The organism is Klebsiella sp. F11 (genome assembly GCF_056712265.1).
This window is the reverse complement of the sequence record NZ_CM160060.1, coordinates 2,472,297-2,488,830: the sequence shown is the minus strand read 5'-3', so window position 1 is coordinate 2,488,830 and position 16,534 is coordinate 2,472,297. Positions and strand designations below refer to the sequence as shown.

Below are 16,534 nucleotides of genomic sequence, written 5' to 3'. Positions count from 1 at the left end.
GCTATACGTCGTTATGTCTCTGACACGGAACTGAGCACCTGAAAATTGTCGTTGATACGACAGCCCAGTTTCTGCCCCAGTTCCGGCAGGGTTCGTTCAAAAAATCCTCTTATCGCGTCCCTGAAGGCTTTCGCTGACGCAAAATACCGGTTATTCCGCACATGCTCATTCATCACCTTCCACAACCGTTCTGTCGGGTTCAGGTTCGGGCTGTACGGCGGCAGATAATGCAGTTCAATATTCATCACGAAGGCCCAGTCCTTAACCAGCGATGCCCGGTGATAAGGCGCACCGTCCAGTATCAGATGCACTTTCTGCGACACCGGATAAGTCTGGCGAACTGCAATAAAAAAACGGCAGATAGCATCCGCATTAATCTGCGGATAATCACGGGTCACCGTCCGGGCCAGGTCGTTCACGCTGAGGGCGCTGATGATGTTCAGGCGGGTCCGGCTCCCGGTGGTTTTCACCGCTTTCAGTTCCCCCTTTCTTATCCAGCCACAGCTCAGCTTCGTTGACTGCGTCGGATGTACCGCATCCATAAACAGAATGGGTTCGCTGTCACCGGCAGCCTGCTTCAGCGCTTCATAATGCGTCATGAACTGCTGCTGTTGTGCCGGGCAGAACTTATGGGGAATACCTGACGGTTTTTTCCAGGTGAACCCGTTGCGGTGAAGCCACTTATTCATACCCGGAATGCTGTAGCGCACACCGAAGCGGTCACGGACAAGCGACACGATACTGGCCGTCGTGATGTGAACAGTGTCAGTCAGAAGCTGACGAAGTTCGGCAGACTCCCCGGGAGTCAGATGCTCCTGCGAACCGCCGTTATCAGAGGTGAGCTTACCGTCGCTGAGATAATCCGATAGATGACGCAGAACCGTGGTCTCATGAATGAGCTGAGACTGCGCAATCATGGCAGGAGACCAGCCCTGAGCAGAAAGCAGCACGCAGCGTATCCGGTCGCAGACACGGCGGTCACGACTCTGCCGGTGCTGAGCCTCAAGGGCGGCAATCTGTGCGGAGGTCAGTTTTACGTTCATGGCCTGAGCATGATCCTCAGCACCGACGAAATCAAGCAGTTTCAATGATCACGGGTATAAAGTCATTAAAAAAGCCACCCGGAGGTGGCCTTTGTATTGCTCTTAATATACTTAGCCTGATACGTCACCATTCAACCGAGCGAATAAAATATTCCTCATAGCATCAGAACCTATCGGCTCAAGGTTCAACCATGTGAGTTTTTGTTTCTCAGATGTAATATCAGATTCAGAAAAAACTCCGTGGATATCTCCTTTGTCTAAAGAATAAAGGATGGCTATCGATTCCGCAGGGCAGTTATGAGGCTTACAGCCAGATAAAGCAAGATACTTACGCCCATCAATGGTTACTTCATTTGCAGGGGTACTCGTACCACCATTTTTTACCCATGCTGGTAGATTGTGTTTGGCAATAAGACTCTTATAAGCACTTCCTGTTTCTTTACCTTGTACAAAATCAAAAAGGTAAGGATTTCCTTCCGCGCTGACTATAAAAGGTAGCAGCGCCAGGGCGGTAATCATTAGTCTCTTTTTCATATTGTTTCCCTCATTCCATTTTAGAGCAGAGAAACTTTATCTTTTTCTTGCTGCTTTGTCAGGTCCCTAATGGGTTATTGCCGAATAAGCGACTCATCAGAATACCCCCGGAGCAGATGGCGGCACGCCGGGATTCAGCGGCCCGAATTCATCATCAGCTTTCTGGCTTTTCACCCCACAAACACACCTCGCGCTCAATCTCGCGGCGCGTTACCAGGCCCTTCCACTGCTTGCCTCCTGCGCAGGTCCAACGGCGCAGCTGGTCGCATGCGCCTTTCTGGTCACCCTAGTTGATTATGCGCAGCAGCGTAGAAGTCTGGAAGTTGCCAGCACCGACGTTATACGCGAACGAATACAGCGCCCCACGCATCATTTCGGGGATCGGCTTGTTGATGTCAGGGTTGATCTGACGGGCGACGGTGTTCAGGTCTTTGTTGAGCAGTGCACGACACTCCGCCTCGATGTAGGTTTTCCCGGCATGATGTCGTTGCCGGTGTGCCCGTGGCAATTCTGATTAATTGGGATATAGAAAAGGCCATGCTATTGCATGACCCTGTTGTTTTAAAGGTTGTTTGCATGTATGTTGAGAATAGTTATCATCCTCAACTCTGAAGAAGAGACATCCAAATTTGTGTTCAATTGGATTTATTGATTGCCCGCATTGCTTTTCCACGGCGGGCTTTTTTTCGCCTAAAGAAAAGGCCCGCCGAAGTGAGCCTTTGTCCTATGAAACGATGGTGCCGGGTGCCTCCCGGTGAGCCTTTGGATGACCAACCGTGACTCGCCGTATCGTCAGCGGGCAATATGAACTGCACTATTACCTGGTCATTCAGCCCCTCCGCTTAGGGGGATTCACCACACTAATAATTTATTATTAAGTAATTTACATAGTCAATATCATCACTCGCCTTCCCGGGCGTGGCCTGCTTATTCGCAATCATTTGCAGGTCTTCAGATGCCGCTCTGTAGCGGCATATCACCACATCTGATATCGTTAAAGTGTTATCAGATACTAACAAGAACAAATGTAATACTGATTTATCACATAAATTTAGTGGAAAACACCCCCAGTCCAGAAAAGGGAAGCTTGACGATATGCGTAAATTACCCCTCGTTTTAATCATCCTCGCGCTCAGCGGTTGCGTCGATCTTGGGCGTGTTGGAATGCACCCGGATTTGAAAACTGCATACTTTAATGGCCATCAGAATGCGGTTGAAAACTGTCTTTACGACGCTGCGCTAAATCAAAAACTGTCCTTAATGAAGGACGATCCGCTGCCCGGGGGGACGAAAAGATATAATTTACAAGATGCTAATTATGAAGACGTAGCCTGGGTTGACGTTTCCAAATCCGGCGATCAGACTAGTGTCTATTTCTATTATGCACCTGATGTGCGTTCATCTATTTTTGCAATGATTGATCAATGCCAAAAGTCACTTTACTAAGTGTGATGTTCGACGATACGACAGGGGTACTGATGCAATGCATCTCGCGAATACCCCTGTCGTATCGCCGGAAAACAAAAACCCCGCGCTGGCGGGGTTCTCGTTATGTTCAAATTGTCGCTTTTTAACGCTGCGAGTGGCACAGCGCTGCCAGGCGTGAATGAATCACGCTGACTTTTTGGGTGAAATTCAAGTTATTTTTCCAAAATAATCACGGTATTTGCTTTTCATAATTTCTTCCTCACGCTCATTGCACCCTCAGGCCAACAGGAGTATGTTTATCGCCGTCAAGTTTGTGGGCTGTTAGCTCAGTTGGTAGAGCACTGGACTCTTAATCCATTGGTCGCGGGTTCGAACCCCTCACAGCCCACCACTTCTTGCTTCCCCTTGATACCTTTCAAACCAGAACACAACAGGCTTTTGACCACGTTCACCAGCCCGAAGCGTTCGGCGGTTCTGAAATTCACGCTGTATGCGCGGGCGCGTTCTGCCTGGGCTCCGATCTGTTTACGGAATAGCTCAACACTAAACGTCGCCTTAAACAGGTTGCATGGGGTGCAAGCAGGGAGCAGATTTTCAACCGCGTCGTTTTCAGGGCGCCAGAATTCATCGGTTGCGACAGTGCGTTGTGTCCCGTTTGGTTGACGTTCTCCAAACTCCCATTTCCGCAGAGCGGCTTCTACGTGATCAGCATGCCAGCCCTTTTCAGGAAGTTCGCAGCCGCAGTAAGCGCAGCGGCCGCCAAACTTCATGCGCAATTCTGCGCGCTGTTTTTTGGTCAGTGCCATTACTCATCCTCCCGCTTGATGCCGGCGGATTTCAGCGCTTGAATGACAGCCGACCGCATATTCATTTCGCCAATCCAGTGATCATTGCCAACAACACCTACTGGCTCTGGCAGCTTCACGGTGCGGGACTCCAGCTCGGCGCTATCGCACTTTGAGCAACGCTTAACGCCAGATACATCCCAAAACATTGAGTGCTCACATGGCTGAGCACGCTGCGCCTCCGGTTGGGCTAATTGCGCGCACGTATTACCGGCGCCCTTCTGCTGATATTGCTCTGGCCATAATTGCCTCACTTCACAACGCGCTGATGGCGTACGTTTTTACGGTGACGACCCAAAGCAGAAGCCCACGCCCGATCGCATAACATTGGCTGATTTCACGATTATCACGACCAATCTATAAGCATTATCTGAAAACCGTGGTTGCAGTGTGGCTATACGCAGACATTTTGGTTATAAAGTCGACCGTCCTTCGGGGATTAAGTTTTAATCATGATGATTAAGCTGATGTATAATCTCCGCTTATAATTTCTACAGTTTTCGGCATGATGTCGGAGTCGCTGATAACCTGGAGCTTTTGTCGTAACGGATGATAGATATTAGTATTATGTCGATGTGCATGGTAGTCCTTCTGGTGATGAGCGTACTGCTGGACTGAAAGCGTGTTGCGCCACAACTCTTTGCCGCCGCTGTTCCGATTCTCGCCGTTTATCGGCCGGCCATAGCCGTGCCCTGATGAAACCGGCCCTCGGTTTTACCTTCCCGCACGCCTTCCTGCAGGCCCTCCACAGTCGTTAATAAATAAGGAGATTTGGAGGATTCGCCCCCGGTGGGATTGTCGGCCCGAAACCTAACCTCTAAGATTTTAGCCACACACTTAAGAGGTAACAAAGATGAAAAGAACAATCATTGCCCTGTTAGCAACCGTTTCTATTGCCGCCGCCAGCGCCTTCGCCGCGGATAAAAGCGAAACGCCAGCCCCTGCGCGGGATCACGGCGGGCAGCCGCCGTTTGAGATGACTCAGGAACGTGGCCCCATGCCCATGCCGCCGCTGCCGCCGAGAAAGCCGGTGCTCTTCTCCGCGACCGTTGCCAGCGATAATCCGACGGATACCATTAATAAGCTCACCGCGTTAATCCCGGCCAGCAAAGCCCGGCATTATGAAGTTCATGTCGAAGTCGTCGCCGTACCCGATATGGCTGAGACCGGCCCCATGTGATTTTGCCGGGTTAATTAAGCCGTGCAGGCGCAATAAAATACGTTAGCGGCGCCGGCAGGAGCGATAAATTAGCGGTCGAAATGGACTTTCCCACCGGGTTTATGTGGTTTTTTGTCGCCCGACGCATCGGCATGGCTATTATGTGAACGAAAAAAAAGCTGCCAATAATAACGGCAGCTTTTATATCTTATGACTCAGTCTGATACTGAAGGGCTATTAGCTCTTAATCTTTCTGTAGATAAACAGCACTACCAGCGCGCCAATTACCGCAACGACAAAGCTCCCGAAATTAAACCCGTCAACCTTGCCAAAGCCAAAGAAGGTGCTGATCCAGCCGCCCACTACCGCACCGATGACCCCCAGAATGATAGTGACGATAAAGCCGCCGCCGTCTTTGCCCGGCATGATCCACTTAGCTAAAATACCGGCAATAAGACCAAAAATGATCCAGGAAATGATACCCATGGTTAACTCCATCCTCTTTGTTGCTCTGCAAGTACATAGTGATTAGATAGTAGCATATAAGGAGCGAAAAAATCATGAATTATATATTTATTAGAGGATTACTTGCCGTAGTAGCCATCTTAGTCTACATACCATAAGGAGTCGTTAACGTGAAGAGAGGTTAAAGATGGGGTATTACGTCATTAAAAAATCAGAGAAGAATGTGTCCCAGCCCTGGTATTTCTTACTGAAGGCAGATAACCACGAAACCATCGCCACCAGCGAAATGTATACCTCGAAGGATGCGGCAAAAAAAGGAATTGCCTCGGTGCAGAAGAATGGCCCGAGCGAAATAGTTAAGGATGAAAGCCTATAAAAATATGGGGGAATATTTTCCCCCATATATCACCTCAGATCACGAACGTGCTCTTAAACCACCGCCGTCGTGAGCCGCGATGAGCAGCACAGACGCCCCTGCTCATCGAATATTTCAATTTGCCACACCTGATGGCGGGAGCCGACGTGTAGCGCTTTGCAGACGCCGCAAACCCGTCCGCCGCGAACCGAACGAATATGGTTAGCGTTAACCTCAAGCCCTACCACTTTTTGTTCGCCTTCACTGCATAAATAGCCAGCAACCGAACCCAGCGTTTCGGCCAGCACCACCGACGCGCCGCCGTGCAGCAGGCCAAACGGCTGATGGGTTCGGCTGTCTACCGGCATCGTGGCTTCAAGAGTGTCATCGGTCAACACCTCAAAGCGGATATCCAGCAGACCCACCATATTGCCCTCGCCCATGGCGTTGAGCTGTTCCAGGGTTGTCTGACGTTTCCAAATCATCCAATAATCTCCAGCAGCGCCTGCAGCGGGTGACGCACGCCGCTGCCCTCAATACGCTTAACCTGACTACGACAGGAGTAGCCGGTCACCAGGCAGCGGTTGCGCGGCAAACGCTGAATCGCCTGTTGCCAGGAAAGCGAGTAAATCGCCAGCGAGTTGGCATGGTTTTTAACCTCGTGGCCGTAGGTTCCGGCCATGCCGCAGCAGCCCACGCTGACGTTTTCCAGCTTCGCGCCAAAGCGCGCAAAAATTTCAGCCCACTGTTTCGGCGCCGCCGGCAGCGCCGTGACCTCCGTGCAGTGGCCAAACAGATACCACGCCTCGCCGCCGCTATCCTGCACCGCGTTTTCAGGCAGCGCCCGCGGCAGCCATTCATGCACCAGCATCACGCGGAAGTCGCCGCGCTTGTCGCCCAGCGTCTGGTTGTATTCATCGCGATAGCACAGCACCAGGGCCGGATCGACGCCGACCATCGGGATCCCGAGCTGCGCCATCCGGTTGAGGAAATCCGCCGTTTTCTGCGCCGTACGGGCGAAACGCGACAGGAAGCCTTTAATATGCTGCGCCTTACCGTTGGGTGAAAACGGCAACAGCACCGGCTGATAGCCGACCTTTTCCACCAGGCGGATGAAATCAGCCACCACCTGCGCATCGTAGTAGCTGGTGAACGGATCCTGCACCACCAGCACCATTTTCGCCTTTTGCTCGGCGCTCAGCGTTTCCAGCTGCTCCAGCGTCATATTCGCCGAACGGTGGCCGACCATTTGCTGCTTCAGCGACGGCGTGGAGAGCAGCGGTAAATCCACCATCCCGATGTGCTTTTCCGATAGCTTGCGCACCCACGGCTGGTTAATAAAGAAGTTAAAGGTTTTCGGCGCCTGCGCCATCAGCGGCGCGTAGGACTCCACCGTCGCCACCAGATGGTCGCGAACCGGGCGCAGGTAGCGGCTGTGGTAAAGCTGCAGGAAACGTGAACGAAACTCCGGCACGTCAATTTTAATCGGACACTGGGTGGAGCAGGCTTTACAGGCCAGGCAGCCGGACATCGCCTCTTTGACCTCATGCGAGAAGTCATACTCGCCTTTGCGCGCATGCCAGCTGTTGCGGGTACGCTCGATCAGTTCGCGCAGGCTGGCGCGTTTTTCCGCCAGCTGGCTCTCCAGCTGATTGGGATCGATACCGCGATCGGCCAGCAGACGCAGCCACTCGCGCACCAGCGTGGCCCGGCCTTTCGGCGAATGAATACGATGATTGCTCACCTTCATCGACGGACACATCGGGCTTTTAACATCAAAGTTAAAGCACAGGCCGTTACCGTTACACTCCATCGCCCCGCGCCATGAGCTGCGTACGGCGATCGGGATCTGGCGATCGAAAGTGCCGCGTTTCACCGCGTCCACCTTCATCATCGGCGCATCGACGCCTTCCGGCGGGCAAATTTTACCCGGGTTAAGGCGGTTATCCGGGTCAAAAGCCGCTTTCACCTTTCGCAGTTCGCCGTAGAGCTCATCGCCAAAGAACGCCGGGCTGTACTCGGCGCGGAACCCCTTCCCGTGCTCGCCCCACAGCAGGCCGCCGTATTTGGCCGTCAGCGCGACCACTTGATCGGAGATCTGCTTCATCAGCACTTCCTGCTGAGGATCGCACATATCCAGCGCCGGGCGCACGTGCAGCACCCCGGCATCGACGTGGCCAAACATGCCGTAGCTCAGGCCGTGGGCGTCCAGCAGCGCGCGAAACTCGACGATGTAATCCGCCAGATGCTCCGGCGGCACGCAGGTATCTTCGGCAAAGGGGATTGGTTTAGCCGCCCCTTTCGCGTTGCCCAGCAGCCCTACCGCCTTTTTACGCATTGCATAGATACGCTCAACGCCGTCCAGCTCGCCGCACACCTGCCAGCCGATAACGCCGGCTTCACCCTGGGCGATCAGCCGATCCAGCCGCTGGCATAGCGAAGCCACCTGGCCGTCGATCAGCTCGACGTCATCGCCGGAAAACTCGACGATGTTCAGCCCGAGCATCTCTTTTTCCGGCACGTCGGCGATCAGTTCGCTGACCGAGTGCCAGACAATATCTTCCCGCGCGAGGTTGAGCACCTTCGAGTCGACGGTTTCCACCGACAGCGCATTGGCCGCCACCATAAACGGCGCATTGCGCAGCGCAGAATCAAACGAATCATACTTCACGTTCACCAGCCGACGCACCTTCGGCAGCCGGGTAATATCAAGGCGCGCTTCGGTGATAAACGCCAGCGTCCCTTCCGAACCGGTTAATATCCGGGTCAGGTCAAATTCGCTGAGATCGCCATTAAAGACGTGGCGCAGATCGTAGCCGGTCAGGAAGCGGTTAAGTTTAGGGAATTTATCGATAATCAGCTGGCGCTGCGCTTTGCAGCGCTGGTAGACGGTGCGGTAAATACGCCCGATTGCCGACTGCTCGTTTGCCAGGGTTTCTGCCAGGGCCGCGGGAATGGCCTGGGTGTCCAGAATATCGCCCCCCATCAGCACCGAGCGCACGCCCAGCACGTGATCGGAGGTTTTACCGTACACCAGCGACCCCTGGCCGGAGGCGTCGGTATTGATCATTCCGCCGAGCGTGGCGCGGTTGCTGGTTGACAGCTCCGGCGCAAAAAAGTAGCCGTACGGCTTAAGGTATTGGTTGAGCTGATCTTTAATGACCCCGGCTTCGACCCGCACCCAGCCTTCTTCCGGGTTAATTTCGATAATGCGGTTCATATAGCGGGACATATCAACCACGATTCCCGCGTTCAACGACTGTCCGTTGGTGCCGGTGCCTCCGCCGCGTGGCGTAAAGACCAGCGTTTTGAAACGCTCATCCGCCGCCACTCTTGCCAGCAGCGCGACGTCCGCCGTGGAGCGGGGGAATAAAATCGCGTCCGGCAATAGCTGATAGATGCTGTTATCCGTCGCCATCGTTAGCCTGTCGGCATAGCTGGTGGCGGTATCGCCGGTAAAACCTTGTTGCTCCAGTACCTGCAGAAAATTCAATACCAGCTGAACGACGCCTGGTGCTTGAGAAATTTGTGGGATCATAACGCTTGACCCTGCCTGACTATGTTGTGTTGTAAAAACTTCATCCTGCGGAACGCGTCGCGTCAGCGCTTGCGCTGCGCCGATCGTTGACTGAGGCAAACGTCGCGAGCCTTCAGCTGCCGGTTCGAGGTATCCTGGATGATTTTGTGTATGGGTAACTAAACGAGTGCGTAGTGCAGCCAACTTTTTATCACATTTTTTTCATATGCGCCCACCAGATTTATGTGCAGAATCAGGCTCGTGAAATTATTGGTATAATTATCCGTATATGGAATTACGCTGCGTCAGCCTTTTGGCGCCACTGGAAAGGTAAAACTTATCTATGATTAACGAGCGTCAGCCCCGGGATATACCGCAGGTTCTGCTATCGGTGCTGTTTTTGTCCCTGATTATTGTTTCCTGCCTGTGGGTCGTACAGCCCTTTATCCTGTCATTTGCCTGGGCAGGTACCGTAGTCATTGCCACCTGGCCGCTACTGCTCCGCCTGCAGCGGCTGCTGTTTGGCAAACGCGCCCTCGCGGTGCTGGTCATGACCCTGCTGTTATTCTTACTGTTCGTTATCCCGATCGCGCTGCTGGTCAACAGCCTGGTCGATAACAGCGTGCCGCTGATTAAAATGTTTACCTCCGGTAGCGTGAGCCTGCCGGATTTCGCCTGGCTGAACAGCATCCCGCTGATTGGCGGCAAGCTCTACTCCGCATGGCACGGCCTGCTGGATATGGGCGGCGCGGCGATCATGGCCAAAATTCGACCCTATATCGGCACCACTACTACCTGGTTTGTGGGTCAGGCGGCGCACATTGGTAAACTGCTGGTCTACTGCGGGCTGATGCTGCTATTCAGCGCCCTGCTCTACTGGCGGGGCGAAAAGGTGGCCTATGGTTTCCGCTATTTCGCCACCCGGCTGGCGGCAAAGCGCGGCGACGCCGCGGTGCTGCTGGCAGGACAGGCGATTCGCGCCGTAGCGCTGGGCGTGGTGGTTACCGCGCTGACCCAGGCGGTGCTGGGCGGCATTGGCCTCGCGGTAAGCGGCGTTCCTTACGCCGCGCTGCTGACGATAGTGATGATCTTCACCTGTCTCGTTCAGCTGGGGCCGTTGATTGTGCTTGTCCCTTCCATTATCTGGTTGTACTACAGCGGCGATACCACCTGGGGTACCGTACTGCTGGTGTGGAGCTGCGTAGTCGGGACAATGGATAACGTTATCCGTCCAGTGCTGATTCGCATGGGCGCCGACCTGCCGATGATCCTGATCCTCTCCGGCGTTATCGGCGGCCTGATTGCCTTTGGTATGATTGGCCTGTTTATCGGCCCGGTCCTGCTCGCCGTCTCCTGGCGGCTGTACGACGCCTGGGTGCAGGAAGTTCCGCCGCCGCCGAAAGATCCCGAGCAGGTGCTGGCCGAGCTCACCGAGCTTAATGCCGGCAATATCAAAAGCGGCGAGTAAGCCCTGGCAGATAAATATCAAGGCGGGGAAACCCGCCTTAAACATAAATAAATCTTATACATTCATGCCCGTCAGGCGCTCTCACCATACCTTTCGCTACATATCCCACGCATATCCTTCACGTCAATTTAACTATTGAGAGGAATCCGATCGACGCAAAAAGTCCCCGTGTCTACTATATGAGCACGGTTATAAATCAACACCTTGATTTATAAGCATGGAAATCCCCTGAGTGAAACAACGAATTGCTGTGTGTAGTCTTTGCCCATCTCCCACGATGGGCATTTTTTTTGCCTGAAATCCCAACGGTAACACCGCGATAGAGCGCCTCCTGATGGAGACTTTTCTTACTCACAGAGCCATACACCAGCCCTTGCAGATTCAATAATCATTTCTACGGTAAGTGGTTTAAGCTTTCTTTCAGGAGGCTTACCCTTCCACCAGGGGCGTTCAGGCTCGAAGTAATGATATAAATCGAAGCCATCATACCTGATATTGTATCGGGTAAATAAATCGATGAACATTTCTTCTAGTTCTTCATCGACGAAATTGAAATGCTCCTGAAACGTCCAGCTTTTCTGTACTGGCTGTTTTCTTTCACTGTACTTATCGGTGAGGTATTGCAGTATTTCTCTTTCATCAATCATCAGAAATATGTCCATTCTATACGATCTGAAGCCCTTGCAATCATGTTATATTTTTTTCTTGTATCTTTAGCAACGTGCATCATAACGACTACGGCCTGTGCATATCCAGGGAAGTTGTAGAAATTAACAGACAACCTACGATATTTTTTCCGCTTTATGTACCTGGCCGTAAAATACCTAGCCAGGAAGCTATTAAAATAAAAAACCCCGCCATTAGCGACGGGGTTTGCATGTGCAAAGGGTGCGTTATTTGCTGAGTTCAGCCAGGCCAAGCCAGGTTTGCACCACGGTATCCGGATTCAGGGACAGGCTGTCGATCCCCTCTTCCATCAACCAGGCGGCAAAGTCCTCATGGTCGGACGGGCCCTGCCCGCAAATACCGACATATTTGCCCTGTTTCTTCGCCGCGCGAATCGCCATCGACAGCAACGCCTTCACCGCATCGTTACGTTCGTCAAACAGCTCGGAGACGACGCCGGAGTCGCGATCCAGGCCCAACGCCAGCTGCGTCATATCGTTCGAGCCGATAGAGAAGCCGTCGAAGTACTCAAGGAACTGCTCCGCCAGCAGGGCGTTGGACGGGATTTCACACATCATGATGATTTTGAGGCCATTTTCGCCGCGCTTCAGGCCCTGACGCTCCAGCTCTTCCACCACTGCTTTCGCCTGGGCGACGGTACGGACGAACGGTACCATGATCTCGACGTTGCTCAGCCCCATATCGTTACGCACGCGCTTGACCGCATCGCACTCCAGCGCAAAGCAGTCGCGGAAGCTGTCGGAGACGTAGCGGCCGGCGCCGCGGAAGCCGAGCATAGGGTTCTCTTCTTCCGGCTCATAGCGCTCGCCGCCCACCAGGTTGGCGTATTCGTTAGACTTAAAGTCGGACAGACGCACGATAACGCGTTTCGGATAGAATGCCGCGCCGAGCGTGGCGATCCCTTCCGTCAGGCGACCGACGTAGAACTCTCTCGGTGAATCGTAGCCTTTCATCAGCTCGCGGATTTCGTTCTGCAGGCCAGGCTCCTGGTCATCGAACTCCAGCAGCGCGCGCGGGTGAACGCCAATCATCCGGTTGATGATGAACTCCAGACGCGCCAGGCCTACGCCCTCATTCGGCAGGCAGGCAAAGTCAAACGCCCGATCCGGGTTACCGACGTTCATCATAATTTTCAGCGGCAGGTCGGGCATTTCACCCACGCTGGAGCTCTTGACGCTGAAGTCCAGCAGCTCAGCATAGACGTAGCCGGTATCGCCTTCCGCGCAGGAGACGGTCACGTTCTGGTTTTCCTGGATGCGATCGGTCGCGTCGCCGCAGCCTACCACCGCCGGGATCCCCAGCTCACGGGCGATAATCGCCGCGTGGCAGGTACGCCCGCCGCGGTTGGTCACGATGGCCGACGCTTTCTTCATGATCGGCTCCCAGTCCGGGTCGGTCATGTCGGTGACCAGCACATCGCCGGGCTCGATGCGGTTCATCTCGCTGATATCGTGAATAACTTTTACCGGCCCCGCGCCAATGCGGTGGCCGATGGCGCGCCCTTCGGCGACAATCTGCCCCTGGGCATGCAGCGTATAGCGCTCCATAACCTGGCCGCGCGAGCGCACGGTTTCCGGACGCGCCTGAACGATAAACAGCTCCCCGGTGTGGCCATCCTTCGCCCACTCGATATCCATCGGACGCCCGTAGTGCTTCTCAATCTGCACCGCCTGCTTCGCCAGCGCCTGCACTTCCTCGTCGCTCAGCGAGAAAATATCGCGCTGCGCCTGCGGCACATCCTCGATACGCACCTGTTTGCCGTGCTCCTGGGTCGGCGCGTAAATCATGCGGATCTTTTTCGATCCCATGGTGCGGCGCACGATAGCGGGACGACCAGCGGCCAGCGTTGGCTTATGGACGTAGAACTCATCCGGGTTTACCGCGCCCTGCACCACCATTTCACCCAGGCCCCAGGCTGAGGTGATAAACACCACCTGGTCGAAACCGGATTCGGTATCGATGGAGAACATGACTCCGGATGAGGCGAGGTCGGAGCGCACCATACGCTGCACCCCGGCGGATAGCGCCACGCCGCGGTGATCGTAACCCTGATGCACGCGATAGGAGATCGCGCGGTCGTTAAACAACGAAGCAAACACGTGCTTCACCGCGACGAGCACGGCATCGAAGCCCTGCACGTTGAGGAATGTCTCTTGCTGCCCGGCGAAGGAGGCGTCGGGCATATCTTCGGCCGTTGCGGAGGAGCGCACGGCAAAAGAGGCCTCAGCGTTGTCGGCGGAGAGCTGCTTATAGGCATCGCGAATCGCGTCTTCCAGTTCGCTCTGGAACGGGGTATCGATGATCCACTGACGGATCTGTCCCCCCGCTTTCGCTAATGCGGAAACGTCGTCAATGTCGGTTTTATCCAGCAGTTCATAAATGCGCTGGTTTACGCCGCTTTGGTCCAGGAACTGATTGAAAGCATCAGCGGTGGTGGCAAATCCGTTCGGTACGCTAACGCCCATACCGGACAGATTAGTGATCATTTCACCAAGGGAGGCATTTTTGCCCCCAACTCTGTCTACATCATTCATGCCGAGTTGGTTATACCAAAGCACCAGCGGTGACGAGCCATTGTTGGACATCGAGACAATCCTTTTGTGATTTAATACCAGTGATAAAAAACTCACGATCAACTACAAGATTTATCCTGACATATTTATGCGGCTGAAAAAAACGGTGAATCGTTCAAGCAAATTATTTTTTCTTTTTTAGGAAAGTTCACCTGATATAGCTAACTCAATGATTCTTCTCAAATCTACTGCGATAAGAGACAAAAAACAACCAGCAGGAAAAAATGAACTCACCTTTTCATTAAAAATAAAAATAGCGTTTCATTTTTAAATGAGACAAAACATAAACGGATATGCTTAAATTTAATAACTGCTTTCAGGTAATTAAACTCATTATACCGGATGGTCAAAATGGACAGTGCTGTAGATCGCCACGTGTTTTATATTTCCGACGGAACGGCCATTACCGCCGAAGTGCTGGGGCACGCGGTGATGTCGCAGTTTCCGGTCGCTATCAGCAGCGTAACCCTGCCGTTCGTGGAGAATATCAGCCGGGCGCGGGCGGTGAAGGAGCAAATTGACGCGATCTATGAGCAAAGCGGCATTCGTCCGCTGGTCTTTTACTCCATCGTGATCCCGGAAATTCGCGACGTTATCACGCAAAGTGAGGGCTTTTGTCAGGATATCGTGCAGGCGCTGGTGGCGCCGCTGCAGCAGGAGCTGCGCCTCGATCCTACGCCGGTCGCTCATCGTACCCACGGCCTGACGCCGGGTAACCTCAATAAGTACGACGCGCGTATCGCCGCCATTGATTACACCCTGGCCCACGACGACGGCATCTCGCTGCGCAATCTCGATCAGGCGCAGGTGATTCTGCTGGGGGTCTCGCGCTGCGGCAAAACGCCGACCAGCCTCTATCTGGCCATGCAGTACGGTATCCGCGCCGCCAACTATCCGTTTATCGCCGACGATATGGATAACCTAATCCTGCCCGCCTCGCTCAAACCGCTACAGCACAAGCTGTTCGGCCTGACCATTAACGCTGAGCGCCTGGCGGCGATCCGCGAGGAGCGTCGGGAAAACAGCCGCTACGCTTCATTGCGCCAGTGCCGCATGGAGGTCACCGAGGTGGAGGCCCTATATCGCAAGAATAAAATTCCCTGCCTGAATAGCACCAATTATTCAGTAGAGGAAATCGCTACCAAAATCATGGATATTATGGGGCTGAATCGAAGAATGTACTAATGGACTAGTACATCATTAAAAATTTGTTTATGCTACCACTCGTTGCCTATACAGGATCATCCCCCGCTCTTGCAATAAGCGGGGATTGGTTTATCGTGATGCGCATCACTTCCCGGCAGTTTCGTCGCGGAAGAAACAGATTTTTTGAGACCCCCAATGAATAAAACAGACGAACTGCGTACCGCGCGCATTGAAAGCCTGGTAACGCCTGCGGAACTGGCCCAGCGGCATCCGGTATCTGCCGATGTCGCGGCACACGTCTCCGCTTCCCGCCGCCGCATTGAAAAGATCCTTAACGGTGAAGATCGCCGCCTGCTGGTGATTATTGGTCCCTGTTCCATTCACGATACTGAGGCCGCGCTGGAGTATGCGCACCGCCTGCAGGCCATGCGCGAGCGCTACCAGCGGCAGCTGGAAATCGTGATGCGCACCTATTTTGAAAAGCCGCGTACCGTTGTCGGCTGGAAGGGATTGATCTCCGACCCCGATCTTAACGGCAGCTATCGGGTCAACCACGGTATCGAAGTGGCGCGTCGCCTGCTGGTGCAGATCAACGAGCTGGGCGTGCCGACCGCCACCGAATTCCTCGATATGGTGACCGGACAGTTTATTGCCGATCTTATCAGCTGGGGCGCCATCGGCGCGCGCACCACCGAGAGCCAAATCCACCGCGAAATGGCCTCTGCGCTCTCCTGTCCGGTCGGATTCAAAAACGGAACCGACGGCAACACGCGCATCGCCGTCGATGCGATTCGCGCCTCCCGCGCCAGCCATATGTTCCTTTCTCCGGACAAGCAGGGTCAGATGACTATCTATCAGACCAGCGGCAACCCCTACGGGCATATCATTATGCGCGGCGGCAAACGACCAAATTATCATGCCGCGGATATTAGCGCGGCCTGCGATGCGCTGCGTGAGTTCGATCTCCCGGAGCAGCTGGTTATTGATTTCAGCCACGGCAACTGCCAGAAGCAGCATCGTCGTCAGTTGGAAGTGTGCGAGAACGTTTGTCAGCAGATCCGCAACGGTTCGACGGCCATCGCCGGCATCATGGCGGAAAGTTTCCTGCGGGAAGGCACGCAAAAAGTGGTCGCCGGGCAACCGCTGACCTGGGGTCAGTCGATTACCGACCCGTGCCTGAGCTGGGAAGACAGCGAGCGCCTGCTGGCCGAACTGGCTGCGGCAACCGCCACCCGCCTGTAGGCCCTTTTTCCCACCGCGCTGGCGGTGGGAATGCTCCCTCCGCGCGGCGGAATATCCCCACCGCCAGCCTGC

The 16,534-nt window shown here is 54.1% G+C and carries 14 protein-coding genes, 1 tRNA gene, 1 other RNA gene and 3 pseudogenes; 9 read left to right on the top strand and 10 right to left on the bottom strand.

Going from position 1 to position 16,534, the window contains the following annotated elements; genetic code table 11:
- Nucleotides 1–11 precede the first annotated feature (11 nt).
- From AC1M2H_RS12330 to AC1M2H_RS12320, 3 genes and pseudogenes are all read right to left on the bottom strand, one after another.
- Nucleotides 12–1,043 carry an IS630 family transposase gene (locus AC1M2H_RS12330; RefSeq protein ID WP_480151833.1) on the bottom strand — a complete coding sequence of 344 codons (1,032 nt, stop codon included), beginning with the start codon at nt 1,041–1,043 and terminating at the stop codon, nt 12–14.
- A 111-nt stretch (nt 1,044–1,154) separates the two neighbouring features.
- Complete coding sequence (locus AC1M2H_RS12325; protein WP_480151549.1) at nt 1,155–1,577, bottom strand: Ivy family c-type lysozyme inhibitor; 423 nt, start codon at nt 1,575–1,577, stop codon at nt 1,155–1,157.
- 154 nt (nt 1,578–1,731) lie between these two features.
- Nucleotides 1,732–2,114, bottom strand: a pseudogene (locus AC1M2H_RS12320) (lysozyme); the annotation flags it as partial.
- A gap of 558 nt (nt 2,115–2,672) precedes the next feature.
- On the opposite strand from AC1M2H_RS12320, the gene AC1M2H_RS12315 reads away from it, so the two are divergent.
- Nucleotides 2,673–3,023, top strand: a complete 351-nt coding sequence (locus AC1M2H_RS12315) for a hypothetical protein (protein ID WP_480151548.1) — start codon at nt 2,673–2,675, stop codon at nt 3,021–3,023.
- 297 nt (nt 3,024–3,320) lie between these two features.
- Nucleotides 3,321–3,396: transfer RNA gene (locus tag AC1M2H_RS12310), tRNA-Lys, on the top strand.
- On the opposite strand, the pseudogene AC1M2H_RS12305 reads toward AC1M2H_RS12310, so the two are convergent.
- Nucleotides 3,384–3,775: pseudogene (locus AC1M2H_RS12305) on the bottom strand (HNH endonuclease signature motif containing protein). The gene AC1M2H_RS12310 and the pseudogene AC1M2H_RS12305 sit on opposite strands and share 13 nt — an antisense overlap.
- Here AC1M2H_RS12305 and AC1M2H_RS12300 point away from each other — a divergent pair.
- The gene (locus tag AC1M2H_RS12300; protein WP_480152071.1) at nt 3,661–3,966 is read left to right on the top strand and encodes a hypothetical protein; all 306 of its coding nucleotides are present in this window, start codon (nt 3,661–3,663) and stop codon (nt 3,964–3,966) included. The pseudogene AC1M2H_RS12305 and the gene AC1M2H_RS12300 overlap by 115 nt on opposite strands.
- A gap of 737 nt (nt 3,967–4,703) precedes the next feature.
- Complete coding sequence (locus AC1M2H_RS12295; RefSeq protein ID WP_480151547.1) at nt 4,704–5,030, top strand: hypothetical protein; 327 nt, start codon at nt 4,704–4,706, stop codon at nt 5,028–5,030.
- A 216-nt stretch (nt 5,031–5,246) separates the two neighbouring features.
- On the opposite strand, the gene AC1M2H_RS12290 is transcribed toward AC1M2H_RS12295, so the two are convergent.
- On the bottom strand, nt 5,247–5,495 hold the full coding sequence (locus AC1M2H_RS12290) for a GlsB/YeaQ/YmgE family stress response membrane protein (RefSeq protein ID WP_426814485.1): 249 nt from the start codon (nt 5,493–5,495) through the stop codon (nt 5,247–5,249).
- Nucleotides 5,496–5,661: 166 nt separating this feature from the next.
- Between AC1M2H_RS12290 and AC1M2H_RS12285 the strand changes: the two genes are divergently transcribed.
- Nucleotides 5,662–5,850, top strand: a complete 189-nt coding sequence (locus AC1M2H_RS12285) for a YegP family protein (protein ID WP_480151546.1) — start codon at nt 5,662–5,664, stop codon at nt 5,848–5,850.
- A 53-nt stretch (nt 5,851–5,903) separates the two neighbouring features.
- On the opposite strand, the gene menI is transcribed toward AC1M2H_RS12285, so the two are convergent.
- Nucleotides 5,904–6,314: a 1,4-dihydroxy-2-naphthoyl-CoA hydrolase gene (gene menI / locus AC1M2H_RS12280; protein WP_480151545.1), complete on the bottom strand. Its 411-nt coding sequence runs from the start codon at nt 6,312–6,314 to the stop codon at nt 5,904–5,906.
- Nucleotides 6,311–9,367 carry a D-2-hydroxyglutarate dehydrogenase YdiJ gene (ydiJ, locus tag AC1M2H_RS12275; protein WP_480151544.1) on the bottom strand — a complete coding sequence of 1,019 codons (3,057 nt, stop codon included), beginning with the start codon at nt 9,365–9,367 and terminating at the stop codon, nt 6,311–6,313. Before ydiJ ends, menI begins: the two co-directional genes overlap by 4 nt.
- Nucleotides 9,368–9,689: 322 nt before the next feature.
- Between ydiJ and ydiK the strand changes: the two genes are divergently transcribed.
- Together ydiK and rprA are read left to right on the top strand one after the other, a co-directional pair.
- Entirely contained in the window at nt 9,690–10,814 is a 1,125-nt protein-coding gene (gene ydiK / locus AC1M2H_RS12270; RefSeq protein ID WP_480151543.1) for an AI-2E family transporter YdiK, read from the top strand.
- Nucleotides 10,815–10,999: 185 nt separating this feature from the next.
- Nucleotides 11,000–11,107, top strand: an RNA gene (rprA, locus tag AC1M2H_RS12265) — antisense sRNA RprA.
- A 54-nt stretch (nt 11,108–11,161) separates the two neighbouring features.
- Here rprA and AC1M2H_RS12260 read toward each other — a convergent pair.
- From AC1M2H_RS12260 to ppsA, 3 genes and pseudogenes are all read right to left on the bottom strand, one after another.
- Complete coding sequence (locus tag AC1M2H_RS12260) at nt 11,162–11,461, bottom strand: DUF1493 family protein (RefSeq protein WP_480151542.1); 300 nt, start codon at nt 11,459–11,461, stop codon at nt 11,162–11,164.
- Nucleotides 11,461–11,574 (bottom strand): annotated as a pseudogene (locus AC1M2H_RS12255) (STM2901 family protein); the annotation flags it as partial. The pseudogene AC1M2H_RS12255 and the gene AC1M2H_RS12260, both read right to left, overlap by 1 nt.
- Before the next feature lie 133 nt (nt 11,575–11,707).
- Complete coding sequence (gene ppsA, locus AC1M2H_RS12250; RefSeq protein ID WP_480151541.1) at nt 11,708–14,086, bottom strand: phosphoenolpyruvate synthase; 2,379 nt, start codon at nt 14,084–14,086, stop codon at nt 11,708–11,710.
- Nucleotides 14,087–14,425: 339 nt separating this feature from the next.
- On the opposite strand from ppsA, the gene ppsR reads away from it, so the two are divergent.
- Both ppsR and aroH read left to right on the top strand, forming a co-directional pair.
- A complete protein-coding gene (gene ppsR, locus AC1M2H_RS12245) occupies nt 14,426–15,259 on the top strand; it encodes a posphoenolpyruvate synthetase regulatory kinase/phosphorylase PpsR (RefSeq protein ID WP_480151540.1) in 834 nt (277 codons plus the stop codon).
- A gap of 156 nt (nt 15,260–15,415) precedes the next feature.
- Complete coding sequence (gene aroH, locus AC1M2H_RS12240) at nt 15,416–16,462, top strand: 3-deoxy-7-phosphoheptulonate synthase AroH (protein WP_480151539.1); 1,047 nt, start codon at nt 15,416–15,418, stop codon at nt 16,460–16,462.
- Nucleotides 16,463–16,534 lie beyond the last annotated feature (72 nt).

Excerpts from the sequence above, each read along its gene's own strand:
- AC1M2H_RS12330 (WP_480151833.1), bottom strand. The coding sequence starts at position 1,043 with ATGAACGTAAAACTGACCTCCGCACAGATTGCCGCCCTTGAGGCTCAG.
- AC1M2H_RS12325 (WP_480151549.1), bottom strand. The coding sequence starts at position 1,577 with ATGAAAAAGAGACTAATGATTACCGCCCTGGCGCTGCTACCTTTTATA.
- AC1M2H_RS12315 (WP_480151548.1), top strand. The coding sequence starts at position 2,673 with ATGCGTAAATTACCCCTCGTTTTAATCATCCTCGCGCTCAGCGGTTGC.
- AC1M2H_RS12295 (WP_480151547.1), top strand. The coding sequence starts at position 4,704 with ATGAAAAGAACAATCATTGCCCTGTTAGCAACCGTTTCTATTGCCGCC.
- AC1M2H_RS12290 (WP_426814485.1), bottom strand. The coding sequence starts at position 5,495 with ATGGGTATCATTTCCTGGATCATTTTTGGTCTTATTGCCGGTATTTTA.
- AC1M2H_RS12285 (WP_480151546.1), top strand. The coding sequence starts at position 5,662 with ATGGGGTATTACGTCATTAAAAAATCAGAGAAGAATGTGTCCCAGCCC.
- menI (WP_480151545.1), bottom strand. The coding sequence starts at position 6,314 with ATGATTTGGAAACGTCAGACAACCCTGGAACAGCTCAACGCCATGGGC.
- ydiJ (WP_480151544.1), bottom strand. The coding sequence starts at position 9,367 with ATGATCCCACAAATTTCTCAAGCACCAGGCGTCGTTCAGCTGGTATTG.
- ydiK (WP_480151543.1), top strand. The coding sequence starts at position 9,690 with ATGATTAACGAGCGTCAGCCCCGGGATATACCGCAGGTTCTGCTATCG.
- AC1M2H_RS12260 (WP_480151542.1), bottom strand. The coding sequence starts at position 11,461 with ATGATTGATGAAAGAGAAATACTGCAATACCTCACCGATAAGTACAGT.
- ppsA (WP_480151541.1), bottom strand. The coding sequence starts at position 14,086 with ATGTCCAACAATGGCTCGTCACCGCTGGTGCTTTGGTATAACCAACTC.
- ppsR (WP_480151540.1), top strand. The coding sequence starts at position 14,426 with ATGGACAGTGCTGTAGATCGCCACGTGTTTTATATTTCCGACGGAACG.
- aroH (WP_480151539.1), top strand. The coding sequence starts at position 15,416 with ATGAATAAAACAGACGAACTGCGTACCGCGCGCATTGAAAGCCTGGTA.